This is a genomic window from Kitasatospora cinereorecta, from assembly GCF_024172095.1.
Taxonomy (GTDB): domain Bacteria; phylum Actinomycetota; class Actinomycetes; order Streptomycetales; family Streptomycetaceae; genus Kitasatospora; species Kitasatospora cinereorecta.
Genome location: NZ_JAMZDX010000002.1, coordinates 181,027 through 200,993, shown reverse-complemented (window position 1 = coordinate 200,993; position 19,967 = coordinate 181,027). Strand labels below are relative to the sequence as shown.

Annotated in this window: 18 protein-coding genes; 5 read left to right on the top strand and 13 right to left on the bottom strand. The window is 74.8% G+C overall.

All coding sequences use genetic code 11. From position 1 onward, the window contains the following. Positions 1–70: 70 nt before the first annotated feature. Together FHR36_RS07845 and FHR36_RS07840 are read right to left on the bottom strand one after the other, a co-directional pair. Positions 71–757 (bottom strand): response regulator, encoded by a 687-nt coding sequence (locus tag FHR36_RS07845; protein WP_253795121.1) that lies wholly within the window; start codon positions 755–757, stop codon positions 71–73. Next, a complete protein-coding gene (locus FHR36_RS07840; protein ID WP_253795120.1) occupies positions 754–2,418 on the bottom strand; it encodes an ATP-binding protein in 1,665 nt (554 codons plus the stop codon). The genes FHR36_RS07845 and FHR36_RS07840 overlap by 4 nt, the downstream gene beginning before the upstream one ends. A 170-nt stretch (positions 2,419–2,588) precedes the next feature. Here FHR36_RS07840 and FHR36_RS07835 point away from each other — a divergent pair, with 170 nt between their 5' ends. Beyond that, positions 2,589–3,959: a cation:dicarboxylate symporter family transporter gene (locus FHR36_RS07835; RefSeq protein WP_253795118.1), complete on the top strand. Its 1,371-nt coding sequence runs from the start codon at positions 2,589–2,591 to the stop codon at positions 3,957–3,959. Between the two features lie 84 nt (positions 3,960–4,043). Here the strand turns inward: FHR36_RS07835 and FHR36_RS07830 are convergent, their stop codons facing one another. From FHR36_RS07830 to FHR36_RS07780, 9 genes are all read right to left on the bottom strand, one after another. Beyond that, entirely contained in the window at positions 4,044–4,973 is a 930-nt protein-coding gene (locus FHR36_RS07830) for a hypothetical protein (protein ID WP_253795116.1), read from the bottom strand. 57 nt (positions 4,974–5,030) lie between these two features. Continuing rightward, positions 5,031–6,272, bottom strand: coding sequence for an ABC transporter substrate-binding protein (locus FHR36_RS07825; protein ID WP_253795114.1), 1,242 nt, complete (start codon positions 6,270–6,272; stop codon positions 5,031–5,033). A gap of 120 nt (positions 6,273–6,392) precedes the next feature. Then, complete coding sequence (locus FHR36_RS07820) at positions 6,393–6,998, bottom strand: GTP-binding protein (RefSeq protein ID WP_253795112.1); 606 nt, start codon at positions 6,996–6,998, stop codon at positions 6,393–6,395. Further along, positions 6,979–7,380, bottom strand: a complete 402-nt coding sequence (locus FHR36_RS07815; RefSeq protein WP_380232793.1) for a DUF742 domain-containing protein — start codon at positions 7,378–7,380, stop codon at positions 6,979–6,981. Before FHR36_RS07815 ends, FHR36_RS07820 begins: the two co-directional genes overlap by 20 nt. Before the next feature lie 5 nt (positions 7,381–7,385). Next, positions 7,386–7,796 (bottom strand): roadblock/LC7 domain-containing protein, encoded by a 411-nt coding sequence (locus FHR36_RS07810; protein ID WP_253796686.1) that lies wholly within the window; start codon positions 7,794–7,796, stop codon positions 7,386–7,388. Further along, the gene (locus FHR36_RS39210; protein WP_301329958.1) at positions 7,793–10,285 is read right to left on the bottom strand and encodes a sensor histidine kinase; all 2,493 of its coding nucleotides are present in this window, start codon (positions 10,283–10,285) and stop codon (positions 7,793–7,795) included. The genes FHR36_RS07810 and FHR36_RS39210 overlap by 4 nt, the downstream gene beginning before the upstream one ends. A gap of 70 nt (positions 10,286–10,355) precedes the next feature. Beyond that, positions 10,356–11,138, bottom strand: coding sequence for an MHYT domain-containing protein (locus tag FHR36_RS07790; protein WP_253795110.1), 783 nt, complete (start codon positions 11,136–11,138; stop codon positions 10,356–10,358). A gap of 238 nt (positions 11,139–11,376) precedes the next feature. Continuing rightward, positions 11,377–12,726, bottom strand: coding sequence for a cytochrome P450 (locus FHR36_RS07785; RefSeq protein ID WP_253795108.1), 1,350 nt, complete (start codon positions 12,724–12,726; stop codon positions 11,377–11,379). Between the two features lie 251 nt (positions 12,727–12,977). Further along, positions 12,978–14,045 carry an RNA ligase (ATP) gene (locus tag FHR36_RS07780; RefSeq protein WP_253795106.1) on the bottom strand — a complete coding sequence of 356 codons (1,068 nt, stop codon included), beginning with the start codon at positions 14,043–14,045 and terminating at the stop codon, positions 12,978–12,980. Between the two features lie 207 nt (positions 14,046–14,252). Between FHR36_RS07780 and modA the strand changes: the two genes are divergently transcribed. The 4 genes from modA (at position 14,253) to FHR36_RS07760 (ending at position 18,228) form a co-directional block, all read left to right on the top strand. Then, positions 14,253–15,062, top strand: a complete 810-nt coding sequence (gene modA, locus FHR36_RS07775; protein ID WP_253795104.1) for a molybdate ABC transporter substrate-binding protein — start codon at positions 14,253–14,255, stop codon at positions 15,060–15,062. Then, entirely contained in the window at positions 15,059–15,892 is an 834-nt protein-coding gene (locus tag FHR36_RS07770) for an ABC transporter permease (protein WP_253795102.1), read from the top strand. The genes modA and FHR36_RS07770 overlap by 4 nt, the downstream gene beginning before the upstream one ends. Before the next feature lie 23 nt (positions 15,893–15,915). Further along, a complete protein-coding gene (locus FHR36_RS07765) occupies positions 15,916–16,974 on the top strand; it encodes an ABC transporter ATP-binding protein (protein WP_253795100.1) in 1,059 nt (352 codons plus the stop codon). 285 nt (positions 16,975–17,259) lie between these two features. Next, entirely contained in the window at positions 17,260–18,228 is a 969-nt protein-coding gene (locus FHR36_RS07760) for a DMT family transporter (protein ID WP_253795098.1), read from the top strand. A gap of 47 nt (positions 18,229–18,275) precedes the next feature. On the opposite strand, the gene FHR36_RS07755 is transcribed toward FHR36_RS07760, so the two are convergent. Further along, positions 18,276–18,986 carry a peptidyl-tRNA hydrolase gene (locus FHR36_RS07755; RefSeq protein WP_253795096.1) on the bottom strand — a complete coding sequence of 237 codons (711 nt, stop codon included), beginning with the start codon at positions 18,984–18,986 and terminating at the stop codon, positions 18,276–18,278. Positions 18,987–19,017: 31 nt separating this feature from the next. Then, a complete protein-coding gene (locus tag FHR36_RS07750) occupies positions 19,018–19,938 on the bottom strand; it encodes a hypothetical protein (RefSeq protein ID WP_253795094.1) in 921 nt (306 codons plus the stop codon). Positions 19,939–19,967: the final 29 nt, after the last annotated feature.

Genomic DNA, 19,967 nt, shown 5'->3' with positions numbered 1-19,967 from the left:
CCCACTTGAGAGGTTGACCAGTCCAGGGGTCGGCCTCGCGGTTCCCCGAGCCCCTTGCAGGAGTGCCTCCCTAGCGCCAGCGGTAGGTGAGTTCGGGGCGGCCGACTTGGCCGTACTGGGGTTCGCGGGCGGCGAGGCCGGTGTCGACGAGGTGTTCGAGGTAGCGCCGGGCGGTGATGCGGGAGACGCCGGCGGCGGCGGCGACCGCGGCGGCGGAGAGGCCGTCGGGGGCGGTGCGCAGGACGGTGGCGACGGTGTCCAGGGTGGGGGCGCTGAGGCCCTTGGGGAGGCTGCTGCGGTCGGGGGTGCGCAGGACGGCGAAGGCGTGGTCGACCTCGTCCTGGCCGAGGGCGTCGCCGGCGCGGCCGAGTGAGGCGCGGTAGCGGGCGTAGCGCTCGAGGCGGTCGCCGAGGGCGGCGCTGCTGAAGGGTTTGAGCAGGTACTGGACGACGCCGGCGGAGACGGCGTGGCGGACCATGGCGAGGTCGCGGGCGGAGGTGACGGCGATGATGTCGGCGCCGTGGCCGGCGGCGCGCAGGGTGCGGCAGAGCTGGAGGCCGTGGCCGTCGGGGAGGTGGAGGTCGAGCAGGATGAGTTCGACGGGGGTGCCGGCGGCGCGGGCGCGGTCGAGGGCGCGCAGGGCGTCGGCGCAGGTGTGGACGGTGGCGGCGGGGTGGAAGCCGGGGGCGCGCTCGACGTAGAGGGCGTGGGCGGAGGCGGCGACGGGGTCGTCCTCGACGACCAGGACGGGGATCACCGGGCGGCCTCCTCGGCTCGGGCGGCGGGTACGGCGGGCCCGGGTACGGCAGGGGCGGGGGGCCGGAGCGGGAGGCGGACGGTGAGGACGGCGCCGCGGTCGCGGCCGATCTCGACCCCGCCGCCGTTGCGGCGGGCGGTCTGGGCGACCAGGGCGAGTCCGAGGCCGCGGCCGTGCTGTTTGGTGGTCCAGCCGCGGTGGAAGACGTCGGTGGCGGCGGCGGGGTCGATGCCGGCGCCGGTGTCGGCGACGCGCAGCAGGAGTTCGCCGTGGTCGGTGCGGGCGGTGACGGTGACCTCGGGGGTGCCGGGGTGGACGGCGGCGTTCTCGATGGCGGCGTCGACGGCGTTGTCGACCAGGTTGCCGAGCAGGGTGACCAGGTCGCGCGGGGTGAGGCCGGGCGGCAGGACGCCGTCGTCGATCCGGCTGTCGTCGGTGAGGACCAGGTCGACGCCGCGTTCGGCGGCCTGGGCGGCCTTGCCGAGCAGCAGGGCGGCGAGGACGGGTTCGCCGACGGCGTCGACGACCTTGTCGGTGAGCCGCTGGGCGAGGGCGAGTTCGGCGGTGGCGAAGTCCACGGCCTCCTGGTGGCGGCCGAGTTCGACGAGGGAGACGACGGCGTGCAGCCGGTTGGCGGCTTCGTGGGCCTGCGCGCTGAGGGCGTCGGCGAAGCCGCGGACGGTGTCCAGTTCGCCGGTGAGGCCCTGGAGTTCGGTGTGGTCCCGGAGGGTGACCACGGTGCCGAGGCCGGGGCCGACGGCGGAGGTGTTGAGCAGGACGACGCGTTCGGCGGTCAGGTGGACCTCGTCGCGGACCGGGGTGGCGGCGGTGAGGGCGCCGGTGAGCGAGCCGGGCAGGCCGAGGTCGGCGACCGGCACGCCGTCCAGGTCGCCGGCGAGGGCGAGCAGTTCGCGGGCGGCGTCGTTGCACAGCACGATCCGCCGGCCGCCGTCGAGCAGGATCAGGCCCTCGCGGACGGAGTGCAGGGTGGCCTGGTGGTAGTCGTACAGGTGGCTGAGCTGGTCGGCGCCCATGCCGTGGGTGTGTCGGCGCAGCCGGGCGTTGGCGAGGTAGGTGCCGATGCCGCCGACCACCAGGGCGGCGCCGGCGACACCGACCAGGGCGAGCAGCGGGGCGCGCAGCTGGTCGCTGATCGAGTGCAGGGTGATGCCGGCGCTGACCAGGCCGACGACGTGGTGGTCCCGGTCGTACACGGGGGCGACCACGCGCATGGAGGGGCCGAGGGTGCCGGTGGCGGTCTCGGCGAAGACCTGCCCGGCGAGGGCCTGCTTGATCTGGCCGAGGTAGGGCTCGCCGATGCGGGCGGGGTCGGGGTGGGACCAGCGGATGCCGTGGGTGTCCATGACGGTGATGAAGGAGACGCCGGTGTCCTGGCGGACCTGTTCGGCGTACGGCTGGATGACGGCGCTGGGGTCGGGCCCGGTGGCGGCCTCGCGGACGGTCGGCGAGTCGGCGAGCGACAGGGCGACGGTGGTGGCCTGGCGGCGGACCGAGTCCTCGTACCGGTGCTCGGTGAAGAGGTACGCCAGGACGGCGCCGCCGGCGACCACGGCGGCGACGATGACGATCTGCACCACGAACAGCTGCCCGGCGAGACTGCGCAGCGGGCGGCGCCGGGGCGGGTTCGGGGGGACGGCCATGTCAGACAGTGTGCCTGGCCCGGGGGCGGGGGCAAGGGCCGGGCGGACGTGAACTCTATGAACGCAAACGTGACCCGCGTCACGCCGGAGCCCATAGTCGAACCGGCCCGCCACCCGGGCCGTCGGCCCTCCCCCCGGGGCCGCAGGACAGCAGGGCGAAGGAGCCGCACATGTCGACGACGGGAGCAGTCCGGACGAGACGGTCCGACCGCACGCACTACCTCTACCTGGCGGTGATCGCGGCGGTGCTGGCCGGCATCGCGGTGGGTCTGGTGGCGCCGGGGTTCGCGGTGGAGTTGAAGCCGGTCGGGACCGGCTTCGTCAACCTGATCAAGATGATGATCAGCCCGGTGATCTTCTGCACCATCGTGCTGGGCGTCGGCTCGGTGACCAAGGCCGCCAAGGTCGGCCGGGTCGGCGGTCTGGCGCTCGGCTACTTCCTGGTGACGTCGACCGTGGCGCTGGGCATCGGCCTGGTGGTCGGCAACCTGCTGGAGCCGGGCTCGGGCCTGCACCTGACCGCCGCACTGGCCAAGTCGGGCCACGCCCAGGCGGCGGCCGGCGGCGCCACCTCGACCGCCGACTTCCTGCTCGGGATCATCCCGACCACGATGTTCTCGGCCCTCACCGAGGGCAAGGTGCTGCAGACCCTGCTGGTCGCCCTGCTCGCCGGCTTCGCGCTGCAGGCGATGGGCTCGGCCGGTACGCCCGTGCTGCGCGGGGTCGAGCACCTGCAGAAGCTGGTCTTCCGGGTGATGTCGATGATCATGTGGCTGGCCCCGGTCGGCGCCTTCGGCGCGATGGCGGCCGTGGTCGGTGCCACCGGCGTGGCCGCGCTGAAGAGCCTCGCGGTCATCATGATCGGCTTCTACGTCACCTGCGTGCTGTTCGTGGTCGTGGTGCTGGGCCTGCTGCTGCGCCTGGTCGCCGGGGTGAACGTGTTCGCCCTGCTGCGCTACCTCGGCCGGGAGTTCCTGCTGATCCTCTCCACCTCGTCCTCGGAGAGCGCGCTGCCGCGGCTGATCGCCAAGATGGAGCACCTGGGCGTCTCCCGCCCGGTGGTCGGCATCACCGTGCCCACCGGCTACAGCTTCAACCTGGACGGCACCGCGATCTACCTGACCATGGCGTCGATCTTCATCTCCGAGGCGATGGACAAGCCGATGTCGATCGGCCAGCAGCTCTCGCTGCTGCTGTTCATGGTGATCGCCTCCAAGGGCGCGGCGGGCGTCACCGGCGCCGGGCTGGCCACGCTGGCGGGCGGCCTGCAGTCGCACAAGCCGGAGCTGGTGGACGGCGTCGGCCTGATCGTCGGCATCGACCGGTTCATGTCGGAGGCCCGGGCGCTGACCAACTTCGCCGGCAACGCGGTCGCCACCGTGCTGATCGGCCACTGGACCGGCGAACTGGACCGGTCCCGGATGACCGAGGTGCTGGCCGGCCGGGCGCCCTTCGACGAGACCACGCTCATCGACGACGGCCACACCGGCGGCGTGCCGCACCAGAACGCGGCCCCCGCGCTGGAGCAGACCGCCTCCTGACACCCCCGGGACCGCCCCGGCCCGGCACCGCTGCTCCCAGCCCCCGGAGCGGTGCCGGGCCGGGGCTCACCCGCGTCCGGGCGGTCAGACCTCGGCGCCGCCGCTGACCGCCCAGGCCAGGCCGGTCGCCGGGTCCTCCAGTGCCAGGTGGAGGTACGACAGCTCGTCGTCCGGCTCGCTCCAGGTGAAGCACCGCAGCCGGGCCACCAGGGCGTCCACCTCGGCCGCCACCACCCGCCGCTCACCGGTCATCGCGGCCAGCAGCCGCCACACCGCGAGCCGTCCCTGGGCGGCGCCCCGATCGGCCGGGGCGGCGGCCGGCTGGACCAGCGCGGGGTAGACGGCGGTGAACGGCAGCCAGCCCCCGGTCACCTGCCGCTCCGAGGCCAGTCGCGCGGCCGCGTCCGGCGCCTGGCCGCGGACGCACACCGCCCGGGCCCACGGCGCCAGCCCGTCCAGCAGCCGGGTGGCCGCCAGCGCGGGGGCGGGCGGTCCCGGTTCGGGCAGCCGTACCGGGCCGAGGCCCTCGCGCAGCGCCGGCAGGGCTTGGACGGCGAGCCGGGCGCCGCCGCCCGGCAGGTACTCGCGGACCCGTCCGGGTTCGTCCCAGCCGGCCGCCTCCCACACCTGCAGCCGCAGCGGGACGCCCTCCTCGTCGGGTTCGGCGTCGTGCGCGAGGTTCTCGCCGAGCAGCGCGCGGGTGTGCGTTACCAGCCGCCGGACCTGCGGCGGTTCGAGCAGCGGGGCCAGCCGCCGCCAGGGGTGACGGGTGGCCAGGACCTCCCAGAGCGGCCCCGCATCGTGGTCGGCGGTGTCCGCCGCGGTGCCGGGGCCGCCGTCGCCGTCGAACAGCCGGGCGGCCAGCTCGGGCGGGGCACCGTACGCGACCAGGTGCCCGAGCGCCCCGGCGGACCCGGCGCCGGCGGCCCGGGCCCGCCGGAAGCGCAGCAGCAGCTCCGGCCAGCGGCCCTCGGCGGCGAGCGCGCCCGGCGAGCGCTCCTCGTGGACGATCATCCCGTCAGCGTACGAGCCGGACCCGCCGCCGGCCGCGCGCAACACCACGGCGCGTACTCATTGCGGCGGGCGGCCGCCGGTCAGCACCCACCGGACGTCGACGAAGCCGCTCTGCTGCTCGGTCAGCCGACCGTCCCGGATCTGCTGGAAGGTCACCCAGGTGTTCACCAGGCGCGGCGACTCGGCGCTCGGCAGCATGTCGGTCATGCCCCAGTTGAGCGGGGGTGTGGCGCCGCCGGTGTCCAGCGAGTCGCCGCTGTCGAGCTGGCTGCGCAGGGTCTTGGCGGTGAGCGGCGTGCCGGCCGACTGGATCCGGTCGACCGCCACCAGGAAGACCTGGTAGGCCACCCAGGTGGTCTGCACGCCGAGGTCGGAGAGGTCGATCCGGGTGTCGCCGCCGGCGGCGGCCCGCAGGTCGTCCCAGACCCGGGACGACTCCGGCGGATACCAGCCGGTGGCCAGCGAGCCGTTCAGCGAGCCGCTGCCGCCGGTGACCGAGGCGAGCACGGACTGCTGGACGGCGCCGATCACCGAGCTGAGCTGGGTGCGGCGCGGGGCCGTCTGGCGGTAGGCCTCCAGCAGCTTCCGGCTGCCCTCGGGCGAGAGGGCGTTGCTGACGCAGTTGCCCTTCTGGTCGTCGCCGACCGCCTTGCGGGCGATCGCCGGGTAGTCCGGGTCCTTGTCCGGCACCTTGAGGTCGACCAGCCTGACCCCGGAGTCGCCGAGCGAGCTCGCCAGGTAGCGGTTGAGGGTGTCGCCGGCCCTGGTGTCCGGGCGGACCAGCGCGATCTGCTTGCAGCCGGCCGCGACCAGCTGCCGCCCACTGCCGGCGATCAGGGTGGGGGTACCGCCGGCCACCGGGTAGGAGTACGGGCTGCTGAACTCCGGCCCGGACATGCCGTATCCGCCGATGTACGGGATGCCGGCCTGCTCCAGCACCGGCATGAAGTTCTCGCCGAACTCGCTGTACGAGCCGATCACCGCGACCGCGTGGGCGTCGGCGGCCTGCCGGGCGCAGGCGGTGGCGCCGTCCGCGGTGTTGTGCTCGTTGCAGGTCAGGACCCGCAGGTGGTGGCCGCCCAGGCCGCCCTTGGCGTCGGTGGTGCGGCCGATCGCCTCGGCGAGCGCGGTGACGCCCGGGCGGTCGGCGGAGCCGGTTCCGGAGGGGGCCCAGGTCATCACGGTGTAGTCGCCGCCACCGCCGGCGCTCGCGGCTCCGCTGCAGCCGGCGAGCAGGGCGAGTACGGCCGCCGCCGCCACCGCCCGCACCGGTCGGCGCCGCCCGTTCCCCATCAACATGTACATACTCCTTCGCCTGCTGTCGGCGGACAGCCAAGCGAGCGCAGCACACGTCCAGGAGTCCACCGCACGAACAGCGGGCGGACGGATGCGGAACAGCCGTTCCGGGATGACGGTTCGTCAACGTGCTTCGCCGACGACCGCATCGACGGGTGTCCGGGCCGCGTGCACCGTCGAGGCGTGCTCCACCAGCGCCACCAGCACCTGCTTGCCGGAGGCCCGCTGCCGTGCGTCGCACCTCACCACCGGCGTACCGGCGTCCAGGTCCAGCGCGCGGGAGACCTCGTCGGGGCGGAAGTCCCGGGTGCCGGCGAACCGGTTGACCGCGACCACGAAGGGGATGTCGCGGCGCTCGAAGAAGTCCACCGCCGGGAAGCAGTCGGTCAGCCGGCGGGTGTCCGCCAGCACCACGGCGCCGAGCGCACCCGTCGCCAACTCGTCCCACAGGAACCAGAACCGGTCCTGGCCCGGGGTGCCGAACAGGTAGACCGCCAGGCCGTCCCGGACGGTGATCCGGCCGAAGTCCATCGCCACCGTGGTGGTGGTCTTCCGCTCCACCCCGCCGAGGTCGTCCACGCCCCGGCCGGCCGCGGTGAGTTGCTCCTCGGTGCGCAGCGGGCGGATCTCGCTGACCGCCCCGACCAGGGTGGTCTTGCCCACCCCGAACCCGCCCGCGACCAGGATCTTCAGGGCCAGTCGGGGAATCTCAGAGGGCGCGGAGTCCATCGATGACCTCCTGGAGGATGTGCTCGTCGGGGAGCAGGGCGGGCGGGACGGGCCGGCTGACCCGGATGTACTCGGCGTCCAGCAGGTCGCCGAGCAGGACCCGGACCACGCCGACCGGCAGGTCGGTCTCGGCGGCGAGTTCGGCGACCGACAGCGCGTTGGCGCGGCACAGGCGCAGCAGCGCCGCCTGCTCCGGGCCGACCGGCAGCTCGGGGGTGACGTCCACGTCGCCCACCACCAGGGCGATCAGGTCGAACTCCGGCTCGGGGCGGGTCCGTCCGCCGGTCATCGTGTACGGGCGGACCATCGGACCGGCCGCGTCGTCGTACCAGCGGGCGGGCGACGGATCCGATGGACTCTGTGGGTGCGGCTGTTGGGACACCGCGCTCACCCGCCGAGGGTGTCGCGCGGCGCGGTGTGCAGGTGCTCGCCGACCCGGCGGACCAGCCGCGCCATCTCGTAGGCGACCAGGCCGAGATCGGCGTCCGCGGTGGCGAAGACGGCCAGGCAGGAGCCCTCGCCGGCGGCTGCCACGAACAGGAAGCCGCGCTCCAACTCCACCATCGTCTGGCGGACTTCACCGGCATCAAAGTGGCGTCCGGCGCCCTTGGCCAGGCTGTGGAAGCCGGCGGCGACGGCGGCCAGGTGCTCGGCGTCCTCCCGGTCCAGGCCCGCCGAGGTGCCCATCGCGAGGCCGTCGCCGGAGAGCACCTCGGCGTACCGGACCTGGGCCACGCGGGATACCAACTCGTCCAGCAGCCAGTTGAGTTCTCCGGGCTGGCGGGTGGTGCCGATCATCGGGTCTCTCCTCGCTCGTCGGTGCGGTGCGGGCCGGTGCCGCGCGCCCAGCCGCGTTGGAACGCGGACATCGCGGCGCGCGCCTCCTCCGGGCTGCGCCCGGGCGGCGGTGGATCGGTGCGGGGTGGCTGCGCCGGGCGCGGCGGCGCCTCGCGCAGCTGCGGGACCAGGCTGGCCTGCCGTACCCGGCGCGGCAGTTCGTCCGGGCCGCCGGTACGGGGAGGGAACGCCGGGCGCTCGGGGAGCTCGGGGGACTCGGGGAGCTCGGGGAGAGCGGGCGCGGGGTCCCGGACGGGAGCGGACTCCTGGTCGGTGGCGGTCGCGGCGGCGCGCGGCAGCGGGACAGCCGGCGGCACGGCGGGCGGCTCGGGCACCGCCGCGGACGGCTGCGGCGCCGCCGGGGCCGCCTCGGCGGGGTCGAGCAGGTCGGTCGGCAGCAGCACCACGGCGGTGGTGCCGCCGTACGGGGAGGGCCGCAGCGAGACCCGGACCCGGTGGCGCCGGGCCAGCCGGCTGACCACGAACAGGCCGAGCCGGTCGCTGTCGAACAGGTCGACCTGGTCGGCGGCGTCGATCCGCCGGTTGGCGTCGGCCATCGCCTCCGGGCCCATGCCCAGGCCGCGGTCCTCGACCTCCAGCGCATAGCCGTTGCCGACCCGTTCGCCGCGGATGTGCACCTTGGTGTGCGGCGGCGAGAAGGCGGTGGCGTTCTCGACCAGTTCGGCGAGCAGGTGGGTGAGGTCGGCGACGGCCTGGCCGGTGACGGCGGCGGGCGGCAGCGGGTGGACCTCGGTGCGGGCGTACTCCTCCACCTCGGAGACGGCCGCCCGGACCACGTCCATCAGCGGGACGGGCCGGCGCCAGGCCCGGCCGGGGGCGGCGCCGGAGAGGATGATCAGGCCCTCGGCGTGGCGGCGCATCCGGGTGGTCAGGTGGTCCAGCCGGAACAGGTCGTCCAGCTCCGCCGGGTCGTCGGTGCGGCGTTCCATCGCGTCCAGCAGGGTGAGCTGGCGGTGCACCAGGACCTGGCTGCGGCGGGCCAGGTTGACGAAGACGCCGGAGACCCCGGAGAGCACCTCGGCGCGTTCCACCGCGGCCGTGACGGCGGCCCGCTGAACGGTGCCGAGGGCGCGGTGCACCTGGCCGATCTCGTCCTCGCCGTGCACCGCCCGCGGCAGTTCGGCATCGACGTCGATCTCCTCGCCGGCCCGCAGCCGCCGCATGGTGGCCGGCAGGGTGCGGCCGGCCAGCTCCAGGGCGGCGTTGCGCAGGCCGACCAGTTCGGTGACCAGGCCGCGGCCGATCTGCACCGAGATCAGCAGCGAGGCGACCACCGCGGCGAGGCCGAGGCCGACCGCCGCGCCGGACGGGGTGAACAGGCCGAGCGCGTACGGGTCGCTGCGGCGGGCGGCGGCGGTGCCGGCGTCGGTCGCGACCGCGCGCAGGGCGCGGGCCGTCCCGTCCTCGGCGGCGGCCCAGCGGTCGGCGGCGACCGCGAGGGCGGCCTGCTTCCCGTCGACGGCGGTGCGCACCGCGTCCTCCATGCGCAGCAGGTCCTGGTGGTCGGGGCCGGCGGTGACGGTCTGCAGCGCGGCCCGGTCGGCGGGGCGCAGGTCGCCGGCGGCGGTCCGCTCGAAGAGCCGCCGGGCGTAGACCGCGGCGGTGAACTCGCGCTGCTGCTCGTCGCCGAAGCGGCCGGCGGCCTGGGCGGAGCGCAGCAGGGCGTCCTCGCGGGCGAGCAGTTCGCGGGAGCGGTCGAATTCCAGCAGCACCCGGGCGTCGGAGGCGGCCCGGTGGTCCTGCAGTCCGGTGACCGAGCCGGCGACGGCCAGCGCCCGTTCGACGGCGTCGGTGTACGCGGCGTAGGCGTCGTCCCAGCCGACCGTGCGGGCCGTGATCCGGCTGCGCAGCTCGGGCAGCGCGGCGACGGCCGCGCCGAGCGCGTCGACCCGGGCGGCGGTCTCGGCGCCGAGGCCCTCGGCGTCGGCCCGGTTGTAGTGCTCGCCGAGGAAGAGCGGTGCGGCGGCCCGGTCGGTGGCGGCGGCGGCCTCCCGCAGGGCGCTCTCCCGGGCCGCGCCGGGGGCGGCGAACAGCTGGCCGGCGGCGGTGCGTTCGGCCTGCAGTCCGGCCGTGGTGGCGTCGAGCGGGGTGAGCAGGGTGGTCGCGACGTCCTGGTAGCGGATCAGCTCCCAGACGCCGCCGGCGGCGGTGACGGTGGCGAAGGACCACAGGGCGAGCACCGAGACCACCGGGACCATCAGCAGCGCGACGATCCTGGCCCGGACGGTGCGCGGCCGCAGCCGCGACCGGGCCCGGGAGTCGCCGGCCGGGGTCGGGTCGCCGGCCGCCGCAGGCGCGGGCGCGGGCGGGGAGCCTTCCCGGGCGGGCTGGCCGGCATGGGCTCCGCGGCGGGGCCCGCCGGCCCCGGGCCGGGCGGGGCCGCGCGCGGTGGTCGGCGCCGCGGGTCCACTGCGGGAGCTGGCACGCATGGGCGGTGAGCCTTTCGACGGACGGTGGCTGCGTCAGGAGTCGGGGCGCTCTGGGGGGTGGGGCGGGCGGTCAGGCCGCGCGGCGGAGGTCCTCGACGGCGAGTTCGCCGGCCTCGCGGTAGGCGGCGCGTTCCTGGGCGGAGGGCGAGAGCGCGACGAAGGCGGAGGTGAGGAAGAGGAAGGAGCCGAGCCCGACCGCCAGCGGGAAGATGAACTGCATTGGGGTGGCGCCGCCGAGTTCGGTCCGGGCGGGCTCCATCTGGACCTGGACGGCGGCCATGCCGGTGTAGTGCATGCAGCTGACCGCGACGCCCATCACCAGGGCGGCGCCGCCGGCGGCGAGCATGGTGCGGATGGTGACAGCGGCCCAGAGCGCGGCGGTGGCAGCGGCGACCGCGACCAGGACGGACAGGCCGACCGTGCCGGGCCGGTAGGTGATCCGGCCGTGGATGAGCACCGCGGCCATCCCGAGGTAGTGCATGGCGGCGACGCCCACCCCGGTGGTCAGGCCGCCGAGCAGCAGGCTGCGGCCGCGGTGGCGGCCGTACCCGACGGTGAAGACGCCGAGTCCGACCACCAGGACGGCGACCAGCAGGCTGAGGATGGTGAGCGGGACGTCGTAGCGCAGTTCGGTGCCGTCGACGGAGAACCCGAACATGGCCACGAAGTGCATGGTCCAGATGCCCGAGCCGATCGCCGCGGCGGCGGTGAGCAGCCAGTTGCGGCGGGCGGTGCCGGTGGCGGCCAGCGCCCGCAGGGTGCAGCGCAGGCCGAGCGCGGCGCCGGCGCAGGCCATGAGGTACGAGAGCGTCGGGGTGAGCCAGCCGAAGCTGAAGTGGTTCATGGTTCCCATCGGGGCCTCCGAGCGGGAGGGTCATGTGCCTCTCGCATGTGCGCTTTCGGTCTCGGATGCCGCTGGACGCTACTCAGCGTCCGGAGGTGGTCACCCGAAGATGTGAAAAGCTGCCCCGCGTCTGGGTGGGTTGTGCTCGAATGGGTACCGGTGTGTGCGCCACACCGCCTGACGGACCGTCACGGAACGACGGACGGCCGGGGCGGTGATCACACCGCCCCGGCCGCCGTACGGCGCGTCAGCCGCGCCGGGTGAGCCTGATCCGCACCGGGCTGCGCGTCTCCAGGGTGATGCCCTGGCCGAGCTCGACCTCGGTGTCCACCGCCTCGATCTCGAACTCCCGCAGCAGCGCGGCCAGTCCGAGCACCGACTCGAGCATCGAGAAGTGCTGCCCGATGCAGGCCCGCGGCCCGCCGCCGAACGGGAACCAGGCGTAGCGGTGGCGCTGCGCCTCCCGCTCGGGGGTGAACCGGTCCGGGTCGAAGCGCTCCGGGTCCTCCCAATGCGCCGGGTGCCGGTGGGTGACGTACGGCGAGACCAGCACGTCCGAGCCGGCGGGGACGGTGACGCCGCCGATGACCGTCTCGGCCACCGAGCGCCGGCCGATCGCGGGCGCCGCCGGGAAGAGCCGCATCGCCTCCTTCAGCACCTGGGTGGTGTACGGCAGCGCGTTGTAGTCCTCGGCGGTGGGCCGGCGGCCGCCGGCCAGCACCCGGTCGACCTCTTCGCGGGCCCGTTCCTGCTCCTTGGGGTGCAGGCCGAGCAGGTGCAGCGCGAAGGTGAGCGAGGTGGCGGTGGTCTCGTGGCCGGCGAGCAGGAACACCAGGACCTGCTCGCGGAGTTCGGTGGCGTCCAGCTGTCCGCCGTCCTCGTCGCGGGCGGTCGCGAGCAGGCCGAGCAGGTCCTCGGTCTCGGCGTCGCCGCGACGGGCGATGATCTGGTCGCACACCGCGTACAGGGCCTGCTCGGCGGCCAGCGCCTCCTTGTGCGCGGGCAGCGGCCACTGCCGGGGCAGGCGCAGCGGCGAGAAGCCGCGGGTTCGCACGAAGGCGCCCAGGATCGGGAAGTTGTCCCGGACGGTGGCGATGGCCTCCTCCACGTCCGTGCCGAACAGGATCCGCGCCACCGCCCGCAGCGCGAAGCCGGACATCTCGCCGGCGGCCTCCACCACGCCGTCCGGCACCGCCGCCCAGCGCTCGACGAGGGCCTCCGCCTCGACCGCGATCGCCTCGGCGTAGGTGTCCACCCGGCGGCGGGTGAACAGCGGCTGGATCAGTCGGCGTTGGCGCTGGTAGTCCTCGTCCTGCGAGGTCAGCAGGCCGTTGCCGAAGCTCTGCCGGATCTCCTCGTAGAAGGCGCTCTCCTTGCGGAAATTGGCCGACTCGCCGGCCAGCACCTGCTGGGCGGCCTCGGGCGAGTAGACCATCCAGAAGGTGGCCCGCAGCCCGGGCGGGCCGGCGGTGAAGCGCACCACGTCGCCGTGCTCGCGGAAGGCGTCCCGGTAGGCCTGGAGCGCGTCGCGCCGCAGGTCGAGCATCGATCCGATCAGCGGCAGTCCGGGCGGCCCCGGGATTCGGGTGTCCGGCATGGTGGTCCTCCACGGTGTGGCGGGAACAGGCGTGCGTACCCGGCCACGCTAGCCGACCACCCGTCAGCACAGAAGGGCGCACCGGAACGACCGGTGCGCCCAACGGAGTTAGGCCCTCTCTTTCGGATCACGCCGGGCGCCCGCCGCCGGAGCACGCTCCCTCCTTGCCCGCCGACGGGCAGGAGGGGCCCATCAACGACGCGCGCTGATCCGACGCGATCCGGAAGAGAGGGCCTGGCCCGCTCGCAGGTCTACTCGTACTCGGTGCCGCCCTTGCGGGTCAGGTACGCGCCGCCGACCGCCTTGGCGATCGCCCGGCCGCCGAGCACGAAGCTGTACCGCTCGACGGCGGGGCGGACCACCACGCCCTCGCGGATGTGCAGGCCGCGCCCGGAGACCGTCTCCCGGCCCTCGGCCAGCTCCAGCACGGTCCGCTCGTCGTACGGGCCGCTCCACAGCCGCGGCACCAGGGGCAGTTCGCCGTCGAGCAGGTCGGCCGCGTCCAGCCAGACCACCTGCCCGTCGATCTCGGCCGAGACGTCGAAGACCGCGTAGCCGAGCCGGTCCGCGCGGGCCGAGGCGCCGTACGCCAGGTCCTGGACGCCCTCGCCGAACACCTCGCCGAACACGCCGATCCGGCTCGCACCGAGCCGCTCGGCCAGCCGGGCCGCCACCTCGGCGACGCCATGGCCGCGGACCGCGCGCCAGTAGAGGTTGCGCTCGTCCTCCTTCAGCGCCAGGCCCTGCGCGCCGATACCCTTGGAGGAGACCTGCACCTCGCCGGTGGCGGCGTGGAAGGTGAGCAGGCAGCAACTGCCGTGCAGCTTCTCGGTGATGACCACCGGCTCGCCGGGCTCGAAGACACCCGGGAAGCGCTTGAGGTTCTCGATGTCGACCCAGGGCAGCAGGTCCGGCGCGGCCTCCACGTCGCCACTCATCGAGGTGGGGATCGGCGGCGCCCACTTGGTGATGCCGAGCAGTCCGGCGAAGTCCTCGCCCGCCTCGGCGGCCGCCGAGAGGTCGGCGCCGTCCAGCGCGCGGGGGCGGCAGACGATGCCTTGGGAGAGCTCGCCGCGCAGCCGGACCGCCTTGACCCGGTCGGCGTTGCCGCCGGCCAGCTTGCCGGTTAGTCCGAGCTCCTCGATCAGCCCGGCGGGCAGCACCGCCTGCTCCGGGATGTAGAGCGCCAGCTCGCCGGTGCGGTAGGCGCCCTTGGCCACCACCGCGCGGTAGAGGCCGACCTGGGCCAGCTCCAGCGCGTCGGCGTTGGGGTGCTCGTGGATGGTCAGGCGCTCGGCGGTCACCCGCAGTGTCGACATGTCTCCCCCGTTCCTCGGTGTTCCGGACACTCTGGCGGGTATCGATCCACGCGGGCCATCGCTTTTCCGGTTGAGCCATTCCGGTTGAGCCATCGCACATGCGGGCACACAGGGCCGCACCCCCTCGCCTGTGCGATGAAACAGCGGATTTTCCGACCGCAGATGCGGCACTATGATCGCCGTTGTCCTCGCAGAACAGGAACCCGCATGAGCACCGTCAGACGCCGTACCGCCGCCACCGCCGCCGTCCTCGCCCTCGCGGCCGGCCTCACCGCCTGCGCGAGCTCCGCCGGCGGCGACTCCGCCAAGCCCGCGGCCTCCGGTTCGGCGTCCTCGGCGCCCAAGCCGAGCGGCACCGTCACGGTCTTCGCGGCCGCCTCGCTCAAGGAGTCGTTCACCGACCTCGGCAAGAAGTTCGAGGCCGCCAACCCCGGCGTCAAGGTCACCTTCAACTTCGGCGGCAGCTCGGCCCTGGCGCAGTCGATCGTCGGCGGCGCCCCGGCCGACGTGTTCGCCGCAGCCAGCCCGGCCACCATGAAGACGGTCACCGACGCCAAGGCGGCGACCGGCGACCCCAAGGTGTTCGTCCGCAACACCCTGGAGATCGCCGTCCCCAAGGGCAACCCCAAGCACATCGCCGGGCTGAAGGACCTCACCGGTGTGAAGACCGCGCTGTGCGCCAAGGAGGTGCCGTGCGGCGCCGCGGCGGTCACCGCGCTGACGGCCGCCGGCGTGAACCTCACCCCGGTCACCCTGGAGCAGGACGTCAAGGGCGCCCTCACCAAGGTCGAGCTCGGCGAGGTGGACGCGTCGCTGGTGTACCGGACCGATGTGAAGGCCGATGCTGCGAAGATCGACGGTGTGGACTTCCCCGAGGCCGCCAAGGCCGTGAACGACTACCCGATCACCGCGCTCGCCAAGGCCGCCAACGCCGACGGCGCCGCCGCCTTCGTCGCGTACATCCAGTCCGCCGACGCCCGCAAGGTGCTCACCGAGGCCGGCTTCCAGGCTCCGTGACCGTCACCGCACCGCCCGCCCCCGCCAGATCGGCCCGCCGGCGCCGGCAGCGGCAGCGCATCCCGTACGCGCTGCTGCTGCCCGCGCTGCTGGGCCTCGCCTTCCTGGTCCTCCCGCTGGTCGGGCTGCTGGTCCGCGCGCCGTGGAGCGCGCTGCCCGAGCAGCTGTCCAGCCCCGAGGTCTGGCAGGCGCTGAAGCTCTCGCTGATCAGCGCCACGGCCGCCACCGCGGTCTCCCTGGTGCTGGGAGTGCCGCTGGCCTGGCTGCTGGCCCGGACCACCTTCCCCGGCCGCCGGTTCATCCGGGCGCTGGTGACCCTGCCGCTGGTGCTGCCGCCGGTGGTGGGCGGCGTGGCGCTGCTGCTGGTGCTCGGCCGCAACGGGATCGTCGGCCGCTGGCTGGACTCGGCCTTCGGCCTGACCCTGCCGTTCACCACCCCCGGGGTGGTGCTCGCCGAGGCGTTCGTCGCCATGCCGTTCCTGGTGATCAGCGTGGAGGGGGCGCTGCGGGCGGCCGACCCGCGGTACGAGGAGGCCGCCGCCACGCTCGGCGCCTCCCGGCTGACCGCCTTCCGGCGGGTCACCCTGCCGCTGGTGGCGCCCGGCATCGGGGCCGGCGCGGTGCTCGCCTGGGCCCGGGCGCTCGGCGAGTTCGGCGCCACCATCACCTTCGCCGGCAACTTCCCGGGCCGGACCCAGACCATGCCGCTCGCCGTCTACCTGGCGATGGAGTCCGACCCGGAGGCGGCGATCGCGCTCAGCCTGGTGCTGCTGGCGGTCTCCGTCGCCGTCCTGGCGGGCCTGCGCGACCGCTGGCTGTCGGCGCCGTGACCGCCCCGGCTGGGGGACCTCCGATGACCACCGCCCTCGACGCCCTGCTGCGGGTCGACCGCGCCGCCTTCAGCCTCGACCTGCCGCTCGACGCGGCGCCCGGCGAGGTGGTCGCCCTGCTCGGCCCGAACGGCGCCGGCAAGTCCACCGCCCTGCGCGCACTGGCCGGGCTGCTGCCGCTGACCGACGGCCATCTGCGCCTGGACGGTGCCATGCTGGAGGATCCGGCCGCCGGGGTGCACACGCCCGCCGAGCAGCGGCCGGTCGGCGTGGTGTTCCAGGACTACCTGCTCTTCCCGCACCTCAGCGCGCTGGACAACGTCGCCTTCGGCCTGCGCTGCCGGGGCCACCGCCGGCGCGAGGCCCGCGCCCTGGCGCTGCCCTGGCTGGAGCGGATGGGCCTGGCCGAGCACGCCGCGGCCCGCCCCGGCAGCCTCTCCGGCGGCCAGGCGCAGCGGGTCGCGCTCGCCCGCGCGCTGGCGGTCCGCCCCCGGCTGCTGCTGCTGGACGAACCGCTGGCGGCGCTGGACGCCCGGACCCGGCTGGACGTCCGGGCACAACTGCGGCGCCACCTCGCCGAGTTCGAGGCGGTGGCGATCCTGGTCACGCACGACCCGCTGGACGCCATGGTGCTGGCCGACCGGCTGGTGGTGATCGAGGACGGCCGGACGGTCCAGTCCGGCACGCCGTCCGAGATCTCCCGGCGGCCGCGCACCGACTACATCGCCCGGCTGGTCGGCCTCAACCTGTACCGCGGCACCGCCGCCGGCCACCGGGTCGAACTCCCCGACGGGCAGGAGCTGTTCACCAGCGAGGAGATCAGCGGACCGGCCTTCGTCGCCTTCCCGCCGGCCGCCGTCACCCTGCACCGCCACCGCCCGGACGGCAGCGCCCGCAACGTCTGGCCGCTCACCGTGGCCGGCCTCGACCTGCACGGCGACCAGGTCCGGGTCGACCTGACCGGACCGCTGCCGCTGGCCGCCGACCTCACCCCGGCGGCCGCCGCCGAACTCGACCTGGCACCGGGCGTCGAGGTCTGGGCTGCCGTCAAGGCCGCCCAGACCCACGCCTACCCGGCCTGAGCGGATCTTCCCGGCCCGCACCCCGAGGTGGCCGTCCACCTCCCCGACCTGGCCGGCCTGTACGCGCTGCGCCACCAGGACAGTCGAGAGAAGGACGGTCGGGCGGAATTTCGGGCTCCGGTAGGGTGGGCCCATGCACCTCGGCGTTCTGCCGCCGCCCGCCGCCTAGGCGGGCGACAGGCCACCAGACACGGACCCCGGGCCCGCGAGGCCCCGGGGTCGGCCGGTCGTACCCGCACACGGGATCACACGACCGGCTTTTTCCGTCCCTGTGGGAGAACCCGCATGTCCGTTTCCCGTACCGCCCTGCCCGTCGGGCGGGGGCTGCTGTACATCACCGCCGCCGCCACCGCCTGGGGCACGGCCGGCGCCGCCGCCGCACTGCTCTACGGCCGCAGCGGCCTGGGCCCGATGGCCCTCACCTTCTGGCGATCGGCCGGCGGCGTCCTGCTGCTGCTCGCCGCCCGGGCCGTCGGCGGCACACCCGTCCGCTCGGGCCCGCTCACCCGGCGCCGCCTGGGCCGTTTCCTGGTCAACGGCCTGGGCCTGACGCTCTTCCAGGCCGCCTACTTCCTCGCCGTCCGGGAGACCGGACTCGCCGTCGCCACCGTGGTCACCCTCGGCGCGGCGCCGGTGCTGGTCGCGCTCGGCGCCCGGCTGCTGATGGGCGAGCGGCTCGGGGCGGCCGGCGCCGTCGCGGTGACCGGGGCGCTCACGGGCCTCGCCGTGCTGGTGCTCGGTGACGGCGGCAGCGGGGAGGTCCGCCCGGTCGGGATCGGCTGGGCACTCGCCTCGGCTGCCGGGTACGCCTGCATCACCCTGTACACCCGGCACCTCGGCCGCGGCGGGCAGGCCGAGAGCGCGTACCTCACCACGCTCTGCTCGTTCGGGATCTGCGCGGTGTGCCTGCTGCCGTTCGCGCTCTCCGAGGGCCTGTGGCCGGCCGGGGCCGAACTCGGCCGGACGCTGGCGCTGCTCGGCTACCTGGCGTCGGTGCCGACCGCGCTCGCGTACGCGCTGTACTTCGCGGGCGCCGCGGTGGTGCGGGCCGCCACCGCCTCGGTGATCGCGCTGATCGAGCCGGTCAGTGCGACGGTGATCGCGGTCGCGCTGCTCGGCGAGAGGCCGACGCCTGCGACACTGATCGGCGCGGCCGTACTGCTGGCGTCCGTGAGCGGGTTGGCGTTGGCCGAAGCGCGCACCGCCATCGGGGTTTCAGGGGCACGTGGAACTGCGCGCCCGGCCAACAGCTGACGCAGGCCGCCAGCCGGGCGCGCAGTCCCTCGCACCCCTGTCAGCGATTACCGCAGCGCAGGATGGTCCGCGACGACCGTGCAGCTGCCGGGGGCGATCTCGGTGAAGCCGGCGTCGCGGACGAGCGGGAGGTCGCCGGCGGTCAGCTCGGCCCAGGCGGCGGGCGTGGCGGTGCGGACGGCGAGCGGGAAGCCGGCGTCGGCCCACTCCTTGCGCTGTGCGTCGTCCAGCCGCCACCAGGCGAGCTGGGCGGCGTGCCCGGTCTGGGCCATGGTCTTGCCGGCGCTCATCTCGATCTCGGGGTTGAGCCAGAGCACCGGGACGCCGGCCGGGGCGGGGCCGGGCTCGGCGGGGTCGTCCAGTTCGGTGCCGGAGACCTGGAGCTTGGCCAGTTCCTTGGGCCAGCCGTCCAGCGGCACCGGCGGGAAGACCCGCACCTCGGCACCCACCCCGGTGACGGTGACGCCGGGCAGTTCACCGGCCTTGCGCCATTCGCCGCCGCGCGCCCGCCGGACCACCTTGCGGATCCGGGCGTCCTCCCAGGCGGCGACCCGCTCGGCCCACTCGCCGCCGTCGTCGGTGACCCGGGGGTCGGCGAGCAGCGTGAGCACCGCGCGGGCGGAGGTCTCCAGCGCGTCGGTGCGGGCCGGCGGGGTGGCCCGCTCGAGGCGCACCACCAGCGGGAGCACGTACTGCTCCCGGGCGTCGCGGGAGTCGGGGGCCGGTGCGGCGGACGGATCTTCGAAGGGTGAACTCACCCCACCAGGATGCCAGCCCCCGACGGGCCGGTCAGCGGCGGTAGCCGCGCCCGGGATCGCGCTCCTCGGCGTCGTCGTAGGCCAGGAACCAGCCCTCGGGGTGGGTGGCGGCGAGGAGTTGGTCGATCCGTTCGGCGGTGGTCAGCTCGGGGTCGCCGTCGTCGGGGCCGTAGACGCCGAACAGTTCGTCCGCGCAGCCGTCCCAGTCGTAGTCGTACAGGTCGGCGGGGAGGTCGCCCATCATGTCGGCGACGGACTCGGGCTGGGCGCCGAGCAGGGCTCTGGCGTCGGCGAGGGCGAAGCGCAGCGCCAGTTCCTCAGCGGGGCAGCGCGGCAGCGGCCACTCGCCGAGGGCGAGGTCGTCGGCGAGGTCGTCGAAGGTGCGGGCCAGCGCGCGGCGCCAGGTGCGGTGCATGCCCCAGGTGCGGCGCGGGAGGCGGCCGAAGACGGTCCAGTCGGCCTCGTCCTCGTCGACGACCGGGTCCTCGCCGTGTTCGTCGAGGTCGTCGTAGGCGGCGTCGGCCAGGCCGACCAGCTGGGTGTGCAGCAGGCAGGCGGTGCGCGGGGTGAGGGTCCAGTCGCCGCCGTCGCCGTCCTCGCCGTCGAGCGGGAAGAGGTCGGCGAAGTCCGGCGCGAAGTCGTCGGTGACGCTGATCTCCAGCGTGCCGCCGAGCGCCTCGATGCCCGGGATCGCGGCGATCAGCCGGTCCGGGTGGAGCAGCGCGCCGAGTGCCGCGTTGGGGTCCTCGGCGACCTCGCGCAGCAGTTCCTCGCGCTGGCCGACGGGATCGATCCCGCCGAAGTCCAGCTCCTCGACGGCCGCGACGGCGGCGGCGCGCAGCGCCGGCCAGTCGGTGATCCGGATTCCGAGCACCACGGTCGCCTCGATCTCCTGCGCACCGGAGTCCTCCGCCGCGCCCGGCCCCTGTGGATGATCGCTTCGCTCGCCCATGCGCCTACAGTACGGCTCCGGCGCCCCCG